Source organism: Streptomyces sp. NPDC096324, assembly GCF_044763015.1.
GTDB lineage: Bacteria > Actinomycetota > Actinomycetes > Streptomycetales > Streptomycetaceae > Streptomyces.
Genome location: NZ_JBIWFK010000002.1, coordinates 449,819 through 464,450, shown reverse-complemented (window position 1 = coordinate 464,450; position 14,632 = coordinate 449,819). Strand labels below are relative to the sequence as shown.

Sequence of the window (14,632 nt, the reverse complement as noted above, 5' to 3'; positions counted from 1 at the left end):
AGACGACGTCGTACACGCGACGGTCGGTCAGGGCATGCCCCGGGCGGCCGGTGCGCAAGCGAGCGCAGGGGTGTACACGGGGGAGCGTGCGGGAGTACGCCGCAGGTGGGAGCCGATTCGGGAAACTAATTTACAGATAAAACACCTGCTAAGGTTATGGAATGAGCAGTGCGACCCCTCTCCGCCCCGGCGGTGCGACCCCTCCCCGTCCCTCCCGCGCACGGCGGCTTCCGCTGGCCGACGCGCTGCGTCTCGGCAGGCCCTCCGACATCTGGTTCAAGCCCGCCCTGAGCGTCGTCGTCGCGGTCGCCCCGCCGAATCTGGCGCTGCTGGCGCTCGGCCGGCTGGACCTGGCGATGTACACCATGGCCGGGTCGCTCTGCGCGCTCTACGCCCACAGCCGTCCCTACGCCGCGCGGGCCCGGGCCCTCGCCTGGGTGGTGGCCGGGATGCTCGCCGGACTCGGCGTCGCGCTCGTCACGGCCTCGCTCACGACGAACGCCGTCGTGCTGGTCACCGTCGGCGCGCTGCTGGCCGCCGCGCAGAAGACCCTGTGCGACGCCACGCGCATCGGCCCGCCGGGGCATGTCGTCCTCGCCTTCATCTCCTCGGCGTCCCTGTTCGTGCCGCAGAGCCTCGGCCAGGTGCCGGGCCACCTCGCGCTGGGCGCGGCGGCGGGGGCCTGGGCCTGGATCGTCGGCATGGCACCCGGGCTCGTGCGCCCGCACGGCCCGGAGCGGCGTGCCACCGCCCACGCGCTGAACGCCGCGGCCGTGTCCGTCGGGGCCCCGGACGACGCCCGTGCCCGCGCCGCCGCGGCCGCCGCCGTCCACACCGCCTGGCAGTCACTGCTGTCCACGGGAGCCCGTTCCGCGCCCCGGCGCGCTCTCGAACGGCTCGTCGTACGGGCCGAGGTCGCGCTCGCCGCGCCCGCCGACACGGACCCCGAACGGCTGCGCGGCTGGGCTCGCGCACTCTCCGGCACCGGCCCCGTCCCGCACCCCGACGGTCTCGGGGACGCCGCGGACGAACTCCTCGGCGTCGAGGCGGCCCTCGCTTTCGGGGAACCGCCCCTGTACGCCCGGCTCGGTCCGCTCGCCCCCATCGCCCTGCGCACCTCGCTCGGCTGCGCCCTCGCCGGATACGTCTCGCTCGCGCTCGGTGTCGGCCGCCCCTACTGGGCCCTGGTCACCGCCGCCTCCCTCTACCAGGCCAACGTCACCCTGACCTGGAGCCGGAGCGTCCAGCGGGTGACCGGCAACCTCGTCGGCGTGGCGGCCTTCGCCGTCCTCGTCCCGCTCGCCCACGCCGGCCAGGCGGCCCTCGTCCTGTGCTGCCTCGCGCTGAACTTCGGCGCCGAGGCGCTGATCGGCCGCAACTACTGGCTCGGCAGCGTCTGCGTGACCCCCATGGCCCTGCTGATCACCGAGTTCGCGCACGCCCAGCAGCCCGGGGAGCTGATGACCGACCGGGTCCTGGACACCCTCGTGGGAGCGCTCGTCGGCTTCCTCGCGGCCGTCGCCGTGACCAACCGGCGGGCCGGTGACCGGATCGAGGAGGCGCTCTCCGCGGTGGGGCGCGCCCAGGACCACGCCGCCGGACTGCTCGCCGAGGAGCGGCCCGAGCCCGGCGCCCTGGAATCGGCCCGCCGGGGCCTGTCCGCCGCCGTCGTTCACCTGCGCTCCGCCGCGGACGCCGCGGCGGGCGAATGGTGGCGGCGCGCCCTGCCGGAGGAGCGGGTGATGCGGTCCGAGCAGGCCGGACACCGTACGCTCGCGGCGACGGTACGACGCCAGGGACTGCACTGCTCGGAGGGCGCACAGGCATGACGACAGCGGACGGGCGGAGAGCGGCGGAGGGCGACCCGGCGCGGGGCGGTGATCCGGCGCCGGACGTGGACCCGGCGCGGAACGGCCACCCCGCACCGGACCGGGCGACGCCCACCGAGGGGACGTCCGTCGACACCGAGCCGACCGGCACCGGCCCGTCAGGAAACCCGCCCGCCGAAGGGACCCCGGCGAGCACCGGGTCCGGCGGTAGGGACTCCTCCGGCACCGAGCGCGCGAGTGCCGGCCCCGCGGACGGGGAGCCGTCCGGCGGCGGCTCCGCCGAGCGGCCCCCCGGCGCCAGCGTCGGTGACACGGTGGCGGCCGTCGTGCGGCAGTGGGAGAACGTGCGGCCCGATCTCGACACCGGGCCCATGGAGGTCATCGGGCGGGTCAACCGCTGTGCCGCGCTTCTTCAGCAGGCCGAGGACGCGCCCCTGCGCCGGGCCGGGCTCACCCGACCCGAGTTCGACGTGCTCGGGACGCTGCGCCGCACCGGGCACGAGCTGACCCCCAGCGACATCGCCCGCGAGACCTTCTCCTCGGGTGCCGCCGTGACCAAGCGGCTCAAGCAGCTCACCGAACGCGGTCTCGTCGAGCGGCGCGGCGACACCCGGGACCGCCGTGTCGCGCACGTCCGGCTGACCGACGCCGGACAGGACCTGGTCGACGCCGTCCTCCCCGACCAACTCGCCTACGAGACCGGGGTCCTGTCCGGCATCGACCGGGAACGCCAGCGTGAACTGGCCGGACTCCTGGGCGAGTTGCTCGGGCAGCTCGAAGGCCGGCTGAGGCTGCCCCGCGCCTGACCCCGGCCGGAGACGAAGGGCAGGCGCAGCGCCTGGATCAATTCCGCGCAGCTCAACCGCCCGGGTCGGGTCAGTCCCGCGCGGCTCACCTGCCCGGGTCGGGTCAATCCCGTGACGCCTTGGTCGGGTCAATCCCGCGCAGCCGCGCCCGGCCGGATCAGCCCTCCGGCCCTCCGCGCCCGCCGACCGGCCGGATCAGACCTTCGTGCCCTCCGCGTAGATGCCGAAGGCCGCGCCCTGCCGGTCCCGGGCGACGGCCAGACGGCGGTGGCCGCCCGGCTGGGAGACGGGCTCCATCAGCAGGTGGCCGTCCGCCATGAGGACCGCGTTCGCCGTTTCGTCCACGTCCTCGACGGCGAAGTAGGGCAGCCAGTGCGAGGGGACCTCGTGCGCGAAGTTCTCGTCCATCGTGACCATGCCACCGAAGTCGGCACCGTCGATGCCCCACTGCGGGTAGTGCTCCGAGGGCTTCACGGTCCAGCCGAACACCGTCGTGTAGAACTCGGTCACCCGGTCCGGGGCCCGGGTGAGGAGTTCCACCCAGCCGAGCGCGCCGGGCGCGTTGAACAGCCCCGCACCGGGGAAGGCCCGCGCCTGCCACATCTGGAACACGGCGCCGCCCGGGTCGAAGGCGACCGCGAAACGGCCCACGTCGAGGACGTCCATCGGGGCGAGGGCGAGCGTTCCGCCGGCGGCCTCCACGGCCGCCGCTGTCGCGTCCACGTCGGTGACGCCGAAGGACACGTTCCAGGCGACGGGCTGCGACTCCTGGTAGATCGGGGTGATCGCCGCGACGGCCGCGTCCCCCAGGTGGGCGACGGTGTACCCGCCCGCCTCCTGGCGCGGGTCCGTCTCCGGGCGCCAGCCGAAAAGATCGGCGTAGAAGGCCTTGGCGCCCTCCAGGTCGTCGGTGCCGAGCTCTGTCCAGCAGGGTCCGCCGGGCACGGGCCTGTCGAGCTTCATGACGTTCCTTCCGCAGCGAGTTCCCTCAGCACGCTAAGCCCGCCGTGGAGCACCGGCCATCCGGACACACCGTCCCGGGGCTTCAGGGCCGGGAGCGCAGCGGGTGGTCGGCCGGGATCTCGACGATCACGATCTCGGTCCCGTCCGGGTCCGCGATCCACATCTCGACGAGCCCCCACGGCTCCCGTACGGGCCCGCGCACCACCTCGACTCCGGCGGCCGTCAGCTCCTCATGTGCCGCCGTCATGTCCGCGACCTGGAGCCACAGTTTGAGCGCCGGGGAGGGCGGCGTCTCGGAGCGTCCGGCGACCTCCAGGAAACCGCCGCCGAGGAAGTACACCGTCCCGCGCTCGGGCCCCGTGCCGAACTCGCGGTAGACGGCCAGGCCGAGCCGCTCACCGTAGAAGACGCGTGAACGTTCCGGGTCGGTCGGACGCAGGAGGGTCCGGCTGCTCAGTACATGCACCATGCGCACGGAGCCTAGGGCCTGTCAGACCCCCGGGGCCTGCCCGACAGCTCCCGGGGGAGCGTTACGCTCGGGCGTGCCCCGCCGCGCCACCGATCGGAGAACCGCTGCCATGGAAACCGCCGCCGCCACCGGACTGACCTTCCGCGACGCCGTCGACAGCGATGTGGACGCGCTGGTCGCGCTGGTCGAGTCGGCGTACCGAGGTGACTCCAGCCGGGCCGGCTGGACCACGGAGGCGGACATCCTCGAAGGCCAGCGGACGGACGCCGACGCCGTCCGCGCCATCGTCGAGGCACCCGACAGCCGGCTCCTGACCGTGGAGCGGGACGGCGCGCTCGTCGCCTGCTGCCAGCTCGAGCACCGCGGCGACCACGCCTACTTCGGCATGTTCGCGGTCAGCCCCGCGTTCCAGGGCGGCGGTCTCGGCAAGGTGATCATCGCCGAGGCGGAGCGGACGGTCCGCGAGGCGTGGGGCGCCACGGAGATGCACATGACCGTGATCTCCGTACGCGAGGACCTCATCGCCTGGTACGAGCGGCGCGGTTACCGCCGTACGGGCCGGATGACGCCCTTCCCGTACGGCGACGAGCGCTTCGGTGTCCCGCAGCGCGACGACCTGCGCTTCGAACTGCTGGTCAAGCCGCTCGGCTGAACCCGCTCGGCTCAACCCTCCCCGCCCGGGTTCGCTCCGGGCCATCGACCAAGAGGTCTTCCGGGCCGCTCGGCGCGTCCTCGCCGAGCGGCCCGTACGCGTCGCCCCCGACGGCGCGGGCCCGCCTCGTCCGGCTACGCCGTGAAGCGGCCCGTGCGCTTGATCTCGGGGTAGTCGGTCGTGGCGCCGTCCAGTTCCAGAGCGCGTACCAGCCGGAGATGGTCCTGGGTGTTCACGACCCAGCCGATGATCTTCAGGTCGGCCTTGCGGGCGTGCTCGACGACCTCCAGGCTCAGCCTGCGGATGTTGAGGCACACGGTCGCGGCGCCGGCCTCGACGGCGCGGTCCACCACGTCGGTGCCGAAGCGGCTCGCGATCAGCGCGGTGCGGACGCCCGGCACCAGCCGGGCGATCTCGGCGACCGCCTCGTCGTGGAACGACGACACCTCCACCCGCCCGACGAGGTCCTTGCGGTGCATCACCTCGGCCAGCGCCCTGGCCGCCGCGACGTCCTTGATCTCGGCCTGCAACGGCGTCCTGACCGCCTCCAGGACCTCCTCGAAGACGGGGACGCGCTCACCGCGTCCGGCGTCCAGCGTGCGCAGTTCCGCGAGCGTCTTGTCGGCGATCGGCCCCGTGCCGTCGGTCGTACGGTCCACTTCGGCGTCGTGCATGACGACGAGTGCGCCGTCCTTGCTCAGATGCAGATCGAGTTCGATGAGGTCGAGGCCCGCGTTCTGGGCGGCGGTGAAGGAACGGAGGGTGTTCTCGGGCTCGACACCCATCACTCCGCGGTGACCGATGGTGAGGAAGTTCAAGATTCGACTCGCTTCCGTCGACGGCGGCTCGGCTCGCGCGTGGTTCCGACGGGCGGCCACGCGGCAGGCCGCAGCCTAATGGCCTGGCTGTGCTGTGTACCCGTTCCTACGCCGTGCAATGGGAGTGTCGGATTCACACGGCGCGGCGGAAGCGCCGTGACGAGGGCCACGCGTACACCGCCGGCCCGTGGGAAGTGGCGGAGAGAGGACCTCGGGAGGCCGGAGAGCGGGTCGCCTAGAGCGGTCAACGGGGCGTGTTCCACGGACCGTTCGGATTCCCGGAGCGTCCGGCGGGCACCCGTGCCGCCACGGAAGCTGTGGCGCATGTCATCGCATGGACGGTGTCGAACAGGAAAAAGAGCGGTGAAGGCGGGGGGTGCGCAGGATAATCTCCCGGCTTTCCTCTTGCGTAACGGAACCTCGCATACATACGGTGTCCATACGCGAGGTTTTCCTGTGGAGGATGGGACATGACGGAAGTTCTTGAGCGGGTGGGTTCGGAGGAGCGGGTTCCTCCCGTGGCCAGGGTGGTGGATCACCCGGCATGGCCTGTTCTCAAGGCGGCCGTGGAGGAGATCCGTCCCTGGCAGTCCAAGGACGGCTCCATCGACCTCGAGGCGGACGGCGCCCCCGCCGCCGCCGACGTCGAAGCCGTCGTGCGCCGGGTGGCCGAGGCGATAGATGACCTCTCCCCGCTGGTTCCCCACGACGTCGCCTACCACGAGGCGCTCGTGAAGGACCTGCGCCGCTGGGCCGACAGCGGCTTCCAGGTGCCCGACTTCCTCGACTCGCTGCTGGCCTTCCAGCCCGCCGCGAACCGTGAGGACGGCCTCCAGCACCTGGTCGTCTTCCCGATGTACACGCAGAACGGCAACCTGGACCGCAACTTCGAAGCGGTCGTGCTGCGCATGGTGTGGCCCGAATGGCTGGCCGAGCTGGAGGCCACCCGCTACGACAACCCGCTGTTCTGCGGCATCACGTTCGAGGACTTCACCGCCGGGTACGACACCAACTCGGCCGTGCTCTTCCCGGAGACCATCGCCGTGCGCGAGGCGCCGGAACGATTCTCCTGGGGCGGCATCTTCTGCGACCGCGAGGCCGCCCGCTTCCGCGCCGTCACCGAGGCGGCCGTGGACACCCTGGGCCTGGAACTGCCCGAGGACATCGCCGCCATGGTCCACGACCAGGAGCGCTGCGAGAAGGCCTTCGTGCTCTGGGACATGGTCCACGACCGCACCCACAGCCACGGCGACCTGCCGTTCGACCCCTTCATGATCAAGCAGCGCCAGCCGTTCTGGATGTACGGCCTGGAGGAGCTGCGCTGCGACCTCACCGCCTTCAAGGAGGCCGTGAAGCTGGAGTCCGAGGGCAACGCGCACGGCCGCGACGTGCAGTACGCCGTGCTCTTCGACCGGATGTTCCGCTTCCCGCTCACCGGCGACCGCGTCCGCAACTACGACGGTCTCGGCGGCCAGCTCCTCTTCGCCTACCTGCACAAGCACGACGTCGTCCGCTGGACCGACAACAAGCTGCACATCGACTGGCAGCGCGCCCCGCAGGTCACCAACCAGCTCTGCTCCGAGATCGAGGAGCTCTACCGAGCCGGCATCGACCGCCCCAAGCTCGTCCACTGGTTCAAGGCGTACGAGCTCGTCTCCACGTACCTCGCCCCGCACCCGGGTTCCCGCTGGGCCAAGGGTCCGGACGCGCTGGACCTGTCCCTGCCGCCGCGCAAGCTCGTCGACGACGTGCTTCCGGACGAGTTTCCCCTGAGCATGTTCTATGAGGCGCTCTCCAAGAAGCTCAAGACCGTGATCGCCTCCACCAAGGGCATCACCGCGGCCGGCTCCGAGCGGGTCGCCGCGTGACCGACCGCGGTAGCGAGAACATTGCTCAGGAGGCGAAGACCATGGGGAACGGGGCTCTCAGCGGTGCGGTGATCGCGGTGGCGGGCGCGGGCGGACCCGCCGGCCGCGCGGCGCTGCTCCGGCTCGCCGAAGCCGGCGCGACCGTCATCGGCGCGGACAACGACGCGGAGCGGCTGGCGGAGGCCGTCGACGCGGCCCGCTACGCGCACGGCGGCTCCACCGTCGTCGGCGACACCGTCGACCTGCTTGACCTCCAGTCCACCCGTGACTGGTCGGCGCGCATCCAGAAGGACTTCGGCCGGGTGGACGGGCTCGTCCACCTCGTCGGCGGCTGGCGCGGCAGCGAGACCTTCACCAAGACGGTTCTCGACGACTGGGACCTGCTCGAACTCCTGCTGATCCGCACGGTGCAGCACACCACGCTGGCCTTCCACGAGGCGCTCCAGGCCAGCGAGCGCGGCCGGTACGTCCTGATCAGCGCCGCGGGCGCGAGCAACCCCACGGCGGGCAACGCCGCCTACTCCGCGGCCAAGGCCGCGGCGGAGGCCTGGACCCTGGCCATGGGGGACTACTTCCGCAAGGCCGGCATCGCCGAGGGCGCCGACGGCGCGACCTCCGCCGCTGCCATCCTGGTCGTGAAGGCGTTGGTGCACGACGCGATGCGCGCCGAGCGGCCGAACGCGAAGTTCGCGGGCTTCACGGACGTCACGGAGCTGGCCGAGTCCATCGTCGGCGTCTGGGACAAGCCCGCCGCCGAAGTGAACGGAAAGCGCCTGTGGCTGACCGAGAAGCCGTGAACCCTCCGAAGACCGACGCCCGGCGTCATCACGACCCGGCCGTCCGCGGCTTCGCCAGCGACAACTACGCGGGGGCCCACCCCGAGGTGCTCGCCGCCCTGGCCCTGGCCAACGGCGGGCACCAGGTCGCGTACGGCGAGGACGACTACACGGACAACCTGCAAGGGATCATCCGCAGTCACTTCGGTGCCGGAGCGGAGGCCTTCCCGGTCTTCAACGGCACCGGCGCGAACGTGGTCGCGCTCCAGGCGGTCACCGACCGCTGGGGCGCGGTGATCTGCGCGGAGAGCGCGCACATCAACGTCGACGAGGGCGGCGCCCCCGAGCGCATGGGCGGCCTCAAGCTGCTCACGGTGCCCACGCCGGACGGCAAGCTCACGCCCGAACTGATCGACCGGCAGGCGTTCGGCTGGGACGACGAGCACCGCGCGATGCCGCAGGTCGTCTCGATCACCCAGAACACCGAACTGGGCACGCTCTACACGCCCGACGAGATCCGTGCGATCTGCGACCACGCCCACGCGCACGGCATGAAGGTGCACCTGGACGGGTCCCGGATATCCAACGCGGCCGCCTCCTTGGACGTCCCGATGCGGACGTTCACCAACGCGGTCGGCGTCGACATCCTGTCCCTGGGCGGTACGAAGAACGGGGCGCTGTTCGGCGAGGCGGTCGTCGTCCTCAACCAGGACGCCGTCAGCCACATGAAGCACCTGCGCAAGCTGTCGATGCAGCTCGCCTCCAAGATGCGTTTCGTATCGGTGCAGTTGGAGGCGCTGCTGGCCAAGGATCTGTGGCTGCGCAACGCCCGGCACGCCAACGAGATGGCCCAGCGCCTCGCCGAGGGCGTCCGCGCCGTGCACGGAGTGGAGATCCTCCACCCGGTCCAGGCCAACGCGGTCTTCGCCCGGCTCCCGCACGACGTCACCCTGCGGCTCCAGAAGCGCTACCGCTTCTACTTCTGGGACGAGGCCGCGGGCGACGTCCGCTGGATGTGCGCCTTCGACACGACCGAGGACGACGTCGACGGTTTCGTGGCCGCGCTCAAGGAGGAGATGGCCCAGCAGTAGCGGGGCCGGCACCGAACAGAGTGCATAGATATGCGACCACCCGAAGAGTTATTGACTCTCGGGTGGTCGCATTCTTATGCTCTACGGGTATGGAGCTGATCCAGACAACGAGCGACCTGTCCGCCTATCTGGCCGCCGACGAAGTGGTCGACCACCATCATCCACGCGTCCGCGAGACGGCGGCGCGGCTCGCCAAGGATTCCGTGGATTCGTATGCCTATGCGCGATCGGCGTTCGAGTTCGTGCGGGACACCATCCCGCACTCGGCCGATTCCGGTGATCCGCGGGTCACCTGGCGCGCCTCCGACGTACTGGAACAGCGCACCGGCATCTGTCACGCCAAGGCCCACGCGCTCGCCGCGCTCCTGCGGGCCGAGGACATTCCCACAGCGTTCTGCTACCAGAAGTTCGAGGTGCTGCACGGTCTCGTCGCCGTACGCCTCGACGGCGCCTGGCACCGGCAGGACCCCCGGGGCAACAAGCCCGGCGTCGACGCCCGTTTCTCGCTCGACGGCGAACGGCTCGCCTTCGCGCCGGACCCCGGCCTCGACGAGCTGGACTATCCCGGGTTGTACGCCGAACCGCACCCCGCCGTCATCGGCGCCATGAAGGCCGCCCCGGGCCGGGTGTCCCTGCTCCGGACGCTTCCCCTCGCGCTGTGACGCGGGGGGAAGCGTTCCTCACGGTGAGGAGGGGAGAGGGTCAGCGGGCCTCGGCCGCGCGCACCTCTTCGGGGGTCGGTGCGGTGCCGCCGAGGTGGGCGGGCATCCACCAGGTGTCGTCCGGCCCCTTGGGGCGTACGGGATAGGCGCGCTGGGCCGATTCGAGCAGCTCCTGGACCCGCTCGCGCAGCCGCCGGGTGATGGCGCCCGCGTACTGGTCCTTCGGGGCCTCCACCGGCTCGCCGACGCGGATGGTGATCGGGGTGTGGCTGCGCTTGAAGTTGCGCGGGTGACCCTTGGTCCACAGCCGCTGCGTGCCCCACAGGGCCATGGGGATGAGCGGCACGCCGGCCTCCTGGGCCATGCGCGCGGCGCCGGACTTGAAGCTCTTCAGCGTGAACGACTGCGAGATCGTCGCCTCGGGGAAGACGCCGACGATCTCACCGGAGCGCAGCGAATCCAGCGCGTGCTGGTAGGCGGTCTCGCCCTGGGCGCGGTCCACCGGGATGTGCTTCATGCCCCGCATCAGCGGACCGGAGATCTTGTGCCGGAACACCGACTCCTTCGCCATGAAACGCACCAGGCGCTTCTGCGGCAGGGCGGCCAGACCGTCGAAGATGAAGTCCAGGTAGCTGATGTGGTTGCTGACCAGCACGGCGCCGCCCGAGCGCGGAATGTTCTCCGATCCCTGCAAGTCGATCTTGAGGTCCCACGCCTTGAAGAGCGTTTGGGCGAGTCCGACGACGGGACGGTAGACAAGCTCAGCCATGGACGGGGTGGACCCTTCTCTCTGCCTGGGAAGGGGTCTCCCGGCGGGAAAGTTACGCTGCCGTAGGTTTACGGCAATGCGCAGATCGTGCCCGAAGAACGGACGGGTGGCCAGTCCTGGTGCCGCGGAGCGGCGAGATCCTCGTCACGTCGCCCCTTGATCCACCTCGGGGTTTTAACACGCCTTTACTTTGCGCGTACCGTCACACGCCGTACGAGCAGGTACATCTCGCATCCGAGGCAGTACCCGAACGCGGCATTGAGAAACGCCGCCGCGAGGGCGCACGCGGTCGCCGCCGACCCCAGCCACGCCGGCCCCACGGTCCAGCCGATCAGGCCCACCACCGCGAAGCCGAGCCCGACCGCCTGCGCGAACCGCGGGGGCTCCGGCGCCTCGAAGTCCGTCGGCGGGCCGAGCCGCGGCCGTACGGCCTTCCGGAAGACCCAGCCGTACGGCGAGCGCGTCACGCCGCCCGCCGCGCCCAGGGCGAACGCCAGCGTCTGCCACGCCAGCAGCCAGACGTTGCCGGTGATCAGCGTGACCGCCAGCACGACGGCCGTCACCGCCGCGCCGAAACGCGGCCCTCTCGCATCGATGTCCATGAATCAAGCATTCCGCACGAAGGGCGCCCCCCGGACCCGGGAATCTTTGCGGTCTCGTGAATGCTTGTGCATGTGATGAGCGGACTTGTGGTGTGCCTGGTTGTGCTCGCGGCGGCGAGCGTCTTCGGAGTGCTGCACCGACGGCGGAGCGGGAGGGTGCGGGTGAGCGGGCGCGACGGCGGAAAGCGGCTCGGCGCGGCGGAACTGGGACAGGCTCTCGGGGAACGGGCCACGCTCGTGCAGTTCTCCAGCGCCTTCTGCGCCCCCTGCCGGGCCACCCGGCGCGTGCTGGGCGAGGTGGCCGGCATGGTTCCCGGCGTGTCGCACGTGGAGATCGACGCCGAGGACCACCTGGACCTCGTACGCGATCTCGGCATCCTCAAGACGCCCACCGTGCTCGTGCTCGACGCCGGCGGTCTGATCGTGCGGCGCGCGGCGGGACAGCCGCGCAAGGCGGACGTCATCTCGGCGCTCGGCGAAGCCGTCTGACCGGCGGCGATCATGGTGAGCCATCTCCCACATGCCCGTACGCCCTTGACTGCGCCCGCCGCCTCTCGTCAGCCTGACCGTATGTCACCGCACAGCCTTCTCCCCGAGCTCGCCGACACGGACCCGCCCCGCACCGCGGGCGCGCGTCGTCCGGGCTGTTGACCGGTCACGGACCGTCTCCCGCCCCCGGTTCCGCCCGAGAGGCGGGAACCTCCCGCCGGCTCTCGCAGAAGGACAGTTCCATGACGGCCACCCCCGGCCTCGGCACTCCACGGCCCGCGTCACCCGATCTGCTGCGCTCGGTGTTCCGGCGCCACGCGGCCGGTGTGGCCGTGATCACCGCCTCGGGTGCCCGCGGTCCCGTCGGCTTCACCGCCACCTCGCTCACCTCGGTCTCGGCCGAACCCCCGGTCGTCTCGTTCGGCATCGGCACCGGCGCCTCGAGCTGGCCCGCGATATCCGAGGCCGGTCACGTCGGCGTCCACGTGCTCGGCGAACACCAGCGGGAGCTGGCCGCCACCTTCGCCCGCAGCGGCGCCGACCGGTTCGGCGCGCCCACCCGTTGGCGTAAGGGGCCCGAGGAAGTTCCCGTGCTGGACGGCGTCCTGGCCTGGCTGGTGTGCCGTGTCGTGGCGCGGGTGCCGGCGGGCGACCATCGCATCGTCCTGGCGGAGGTCGTGCTGGGCGATCACTCGGGTGCGGGCAGCCCCCTCCTGTACCACCAGGGCCGGTTCAACGGCCTGCGTGACTGAACCGGCAGGCCGGGGGCAGTGGCTTTGCTACTCACCGGTTCTACTCGCTGGTTACACAGCGTTGCGAAGGTCACAGTCCAAAGCGCTTGCTCAGTGCGTGCCCACTGGGTGTACTGGTGAGTAATATTTCGTTCGGAGCGCGGGCCGCCCCGACCGGGATCGGCCGCTTCAGGCGCCTATGCTGCCTGAAAGAAGGCAGCCCAGACATGACGATGCAGTAGGAGAGCCGGCGTGAGCTTGAGGATCGTTGTCACTGTGAAGTACGTGCCCGACGCCACTGGCGACCGGCACTTCGCCGATGACCTGACCGTCGACCGTGACGACGTGGACGGCCTGCTGTCCGAACTCGACGAGTACGCCGTCGAGCAGGCGCTGCAGATCGCCGAGAACGCGGACGACGCCGAGATCACCGTGCTGACCGTCGGCCCCGAGGATGCCAAGGACGCGCTGCGCAAGGCGCTGTCCATGGGTGCCGACAAGGCCATCCACGTCGAGGACGACGACCTGCACGGCACCGACGCCGTCGGCACCTCGCTGGTGCTGGCCAAGGCGATCGAGAAGGCCGGCTTCGACCTGGTCGTCTCCGGCATGGCCTCCACCGACGGCACCGCGGGCATCGTCCCGGCGCTGCTGGCCGAGCGTCTGGGTGTCCCGCAGGTCACCCTGCTCTCCGAGGTCTCCGTCGAGGACGGCGTGGTCAAGGGCCGCCGTGACGGCGACACCGCCTCCGAGCAGCTCGAGGCCTCCCTCCCCGCGGTCGTGTCGGTCACCGACCAGTCGGGCGAGGCGCGTTACCCGTCCTTCAAGGGCATCATGGCCGCCAAGAAGAAGCCGGTGCAGTCCTGGGACCTGTCCGACCTCGACATCGAGGCGGACGAGGTCGGTCTCGAGGGTGCCTGGACCAAGGTCGACACCGCCACCGAGCGTCCGGCGCGCACCGCCGGAACGATCGTCAAGGACGAGGGCGAGGGCGGCAAGCAGCTCGCCGAGTTCCTCGCGGGCCAGAAGTTCATCTAGTCGTCGAGGGCCCGGGGGCGCACCCCCGGACCGTCTCCGCGGCCAAGGCCCACCCGCTTACCGCCCCTCAGACTTCGCAATCCGCAGGAGAGCATTCCCATGGCTGAAGTTCTCGTCTACGTCGACCACGTGGACGGTGCCGTCCGCAAGCCCACCCTCGAACTGCTGACGCTGGCCCGCCGTATCGGCGAGCCCGTCGCCGTCGCCCTCGGCTCCGGTGCCGAGAACACCGCCGCCGCGCTCGCCGAGCACGGTGCGGTGAAGGTCCTCACGCACGACGCCGCCGAGTACGCCGACTACCTCGTCGTGCCGAAGGTGGACGCGCTCCAGGCCGCGTACGAGGCCGTCTCCCCGGCCGCCGTACTCGTCCCGTCCTCCGCCGAGGGCAAGGAGATCGCGGCCCGCCTCGCGGTCCGCATCGGCTCGGGCATCATCACCGACGCCACCGACCTGGAGGCCGGTGACGAGGGTCCGGTGGCCACGCAGTCCGCGTTCGCCGCCTCCTTCACCACCAAGTCCCGTGTCGCCAAGGGCACCCCGGTCATCACGGTCAAGCCGAACTCGGCCGCCGTGGAGGCCGCCCCGGCCGCCGGCGCCGTCGAGGCCCTCGCGGTCACCTTCTCCGACAAGGCCACCGGCACCAAGGTCACCGCCCGCACCCCGCGCGAGTCGACCGGCCGCCCCGAGCTGACCGAGGCCGCGATCGTCGTCTCCGGCGGCCGTGGCGTCAACGGCGCCGAGAACTTCTCGATCATCGAGAACCTCGCCGACTCGCTCGGTGCCGCCGTGGGCGCCTCGCGTGCCGCGGTCGACGCCGGCTGGTACCCGCACACCAACCAGGTGGGCCAGACGGGCAAGTCCGTCTCGCCGCAGCTCTACATCGCCTCCGGCATCTCCGGCGCCATCCAGCACCGCGCCGGTATGCAGACCTCGAAGACGATCGTCGCGATCAACAAGGACGCCGAGGCGCCGATCTTCGACCTGGTCGACTACGGAGTGGTCGGCGACCTCTTCGACGTCGTCCCGCAGCTCACCGAGGAGATCAAGTCCCGCAAGGGCTGATCCCCAA

16 protein-coding genes are annotated in these 14,632 nt (G+C 71.2%); 11 read left to right on the top strand and 5 right to left on the bottom strand.

The features are described from left to right. Positions 1–161 precede the first annotated feature (161 nt). Positions 162–1,829, top strand: coding sequence for an FUSC family protein (locus ACIQ7M_RS05555; protein WP_403640009.1), 1,668 nt, complete (start codon positions 162–164; stop codon positions 1,827–1,829). Between the two features lie 314 nt (positions 1,830–2,143). Continuing rightward, a complete protein-coding gene (locus ACIQ7M_RS05550) occupies positions 2,144–2,635 on the top strand; it encodes a MarR family transcriptional regulator (RefSeq protein WP_355769568.1) in 492 nt (163 codons plus the stop codon). Positions 2,636–2,830: 195 nt separating this feature from the next. Here ACIQ7M_RS05550 and ACIQ7M_RS05545 read toward each other — a convergent pair whose 3' ends face one another. Together ACIQ7M_RS05545 and ACIQ7M_RS05540 are read right to left on the bottom strand one after the other, a co-directional pair. After that, positions 2,831–3,598 carry a VOC family protein gene (locus ACIQ7M_RS05545; RefSeq protein ID WP_403640006.1) on the bottom strand — a complete coding sequence of 256 codons (768 nt, stop codon included), beginning with the start codon at positions 3,596–3,598 and terminating at the stop codon, positions 2,831–2,833. A gap of 82 nt (positions 3,599–3,680) precedes the next feature. Then, the gene (locus tag ACIQ7M_RS05540) at positions 3,681–4,067 is read right to left on the bottom strand and encodes a VOC family protein (RefSeq protein ID WP_355769524.1); all 387 of its coding nucleotides are present in this window, start codon (positions 4,065–4,067) and stop codon (positions 3,681–3,683) included. Between the two features lie 109 nt (positions 4,068–4,176). Between ACIQ7M_RS05540 and ACIQ7M_RS05535 the strand changes: the two genes are divergently transcribed. Then, positions 4,177–4,719, top strand: a complete 543-nt coding sequence (locus ACIQ7M_RS05535) for a GNAT family N-acetyltransferase (protein ID WP_403640003.1) — start codon at positions 4,177–4,179, stop codon at positions 4,717–4,719. A 134-nt stretch (positions 4,720–4,853) separates the two neighbouring features. On the opposite strand, the gene ACIQ7M_RS05530 is transcribed toward ACIQ7M_RS05535, so the two are convergent. Next, positions 4,854–5,537, bottom strand: coding sequence for a glycerophosphodiester phosphodiesterase family protein (locus ACIQ7M_RS05530; RefSeq protein WP_355769528.1), 684 nt, complete (start codon positions 5,535–5,537; stop codon positions 4,854–4,856). A gap of 470 nt (positions 5,538–6,007) precedes the next feature. Here ACIQ7M_RS05530 and ACIQ7M_RS05525 point away from each other — a divergent pair, with 470 nt between their 5' ends. From ACIQ7M_RS05525 to ACIQ7M_RS05510, 4 genes are all read left to right on the top strand, one after another. Then, the gene (locus ACIQ7M_RS05525; RefSeq protein ID WP_403640000.1) at positions 6,008–7,405 is read left to right on the top strand and encodes a DUF6421 family protein; all 1,398 of its coding nucleotides are present in this window, start codon (positions 6,008–6,010) and stop codon (positions 7,403–7,405) included. A gap of 41 nt (positions 7,406–7,446) precedes the next feature. After that, positions 7,447–8,202 carry an SDR family NAD(P)-dependent oxidoreductase gene (locus ACIQ7M_RS05520; protein WP_355769533.1) on the top strand — a complete coding sequence of 252 codons (756 nt, stop codon included), beginning with the start codon at positions 7,447–7,449 and terminating at the stop codon, positions 8,200–8,202. Then, a complete protein-coding gene (locus tag ACIQ7M_RS05515; protein ID WP_386979813.1) occupies positions 8,199–9,272 on the top strand; it encodes a threonine aldolase family protein in 1,074 nt (357 codons plus the stop codon). The genes ACIQ7M_RS05520 and ACIQ7M_RS05515 overlap by 4 nt, the downstream gene beginning before the upstream one ends. An 89-nt stretch (positions 9,273–9,361) precedes the next feature. Continuing rightward, the gene (locus ACIQ7M_RS05510; RefSeq protein ID WP_403639996.1) at positions 9,362–9,934 is read left to right on the top strand and encodes a transglutaminase domain-containing protein; all 573 of its coding nucleotides are present in this window, start codon (positions 9,362–9,364) and stop codon (positions 9,932–9,934) included. Positions 9,935–9,974: 40 nt separating this feature from the next. Here the strand turns inward: ACIQ7M_RS05510 and ACIQ7M_RS05505 are convergent, their stop codons facing one another. Both ACIQ7M_RS05505 and ACIQ7M_RS05500 read right to left on the bottom strand, forming a co-directional pair. After that, positions 9,975–10,703, bottom strand: coding sequence for a lysophospholipid acyltransferase family protein (locus ACIQ7M_RS05505; protein ID WP_355769542.1), 729 nt, complete (start codon positions 10,701–10,703; stop codon positions 9,975–9,977). 185 nt (positions 10,704–10,888) lie between these two features. Next, a complete protein-coding gene (locus ACIQ7M_RS05500) occupies positions 10,889–11,305 on the bottom strand; it encodes a DUF4395 domain-containing protein (protein WP_403639993.1) in 417 nt (138 codons plus the stop codon). 75 nt (positions 11,306–11,380) lie between these two features. On the opposite strand from ACIQ7M_RS05500, the gene ACIQ7M_RS05495 reads away from it, so the two are divergent. The 4 genes from ACIQ7M_RS05495 to ACIQ7M_RS05480 all read left to right on the top strand — a co-directional run bounded on the left by ACIQ7M_RS05495 (position 11,381) and on the right by ACIQ7M_RS05480 (position 14,625). After that, positions 11,381–11,794, top strand: coding sequence for a TlpA family protein disulfide reductase (locus ACIQ7M_RS05495; protein ID WP_389837104.1), 414 nt, complete (start codon positions 11,381–11,383; stop codon positions 11,792–11,794). Positions 11,795–12,036: 242 nt separating this feature from the next. After that, positions 12,037–12,546, top strand: coding sequence for a flavin reductase family protein (locus tag ACIQ7M_RS05490; protein WP_355769550.1), 510 nt, complete (start codon positions 12,037–12,039; stop codon positions 12,544–12,546). A 231-nt stretch (positions 12,547–12,777) separates the two neighbouring features. Continuing rightward, positions 12,778–13,563, top strand: a complete 786-nt coding sequence (locus ACIQ7M_RS05485) for an electron transfer flavoprotein subunit beta/FixA family protein (protein WP_389837100.1) — start codon at positions 12,778–12,780, stop codon at positions 13,561–13,563. Between the two features lie 99 nt (positions 13,564–13,662). Then, entirely contained in the window at positions 13,663–14,625 is a 963-nt protein-coding gene (locus ACIQ7M_RS05480; RefSeq protein ID WP_403639988.1) for an electron transfer flavoprotein subunit alpha/FixB family protein, read from the top strand. The last annotated feature ends 7 nt before the right edge of the window (positions 14,626–14,632 follow it).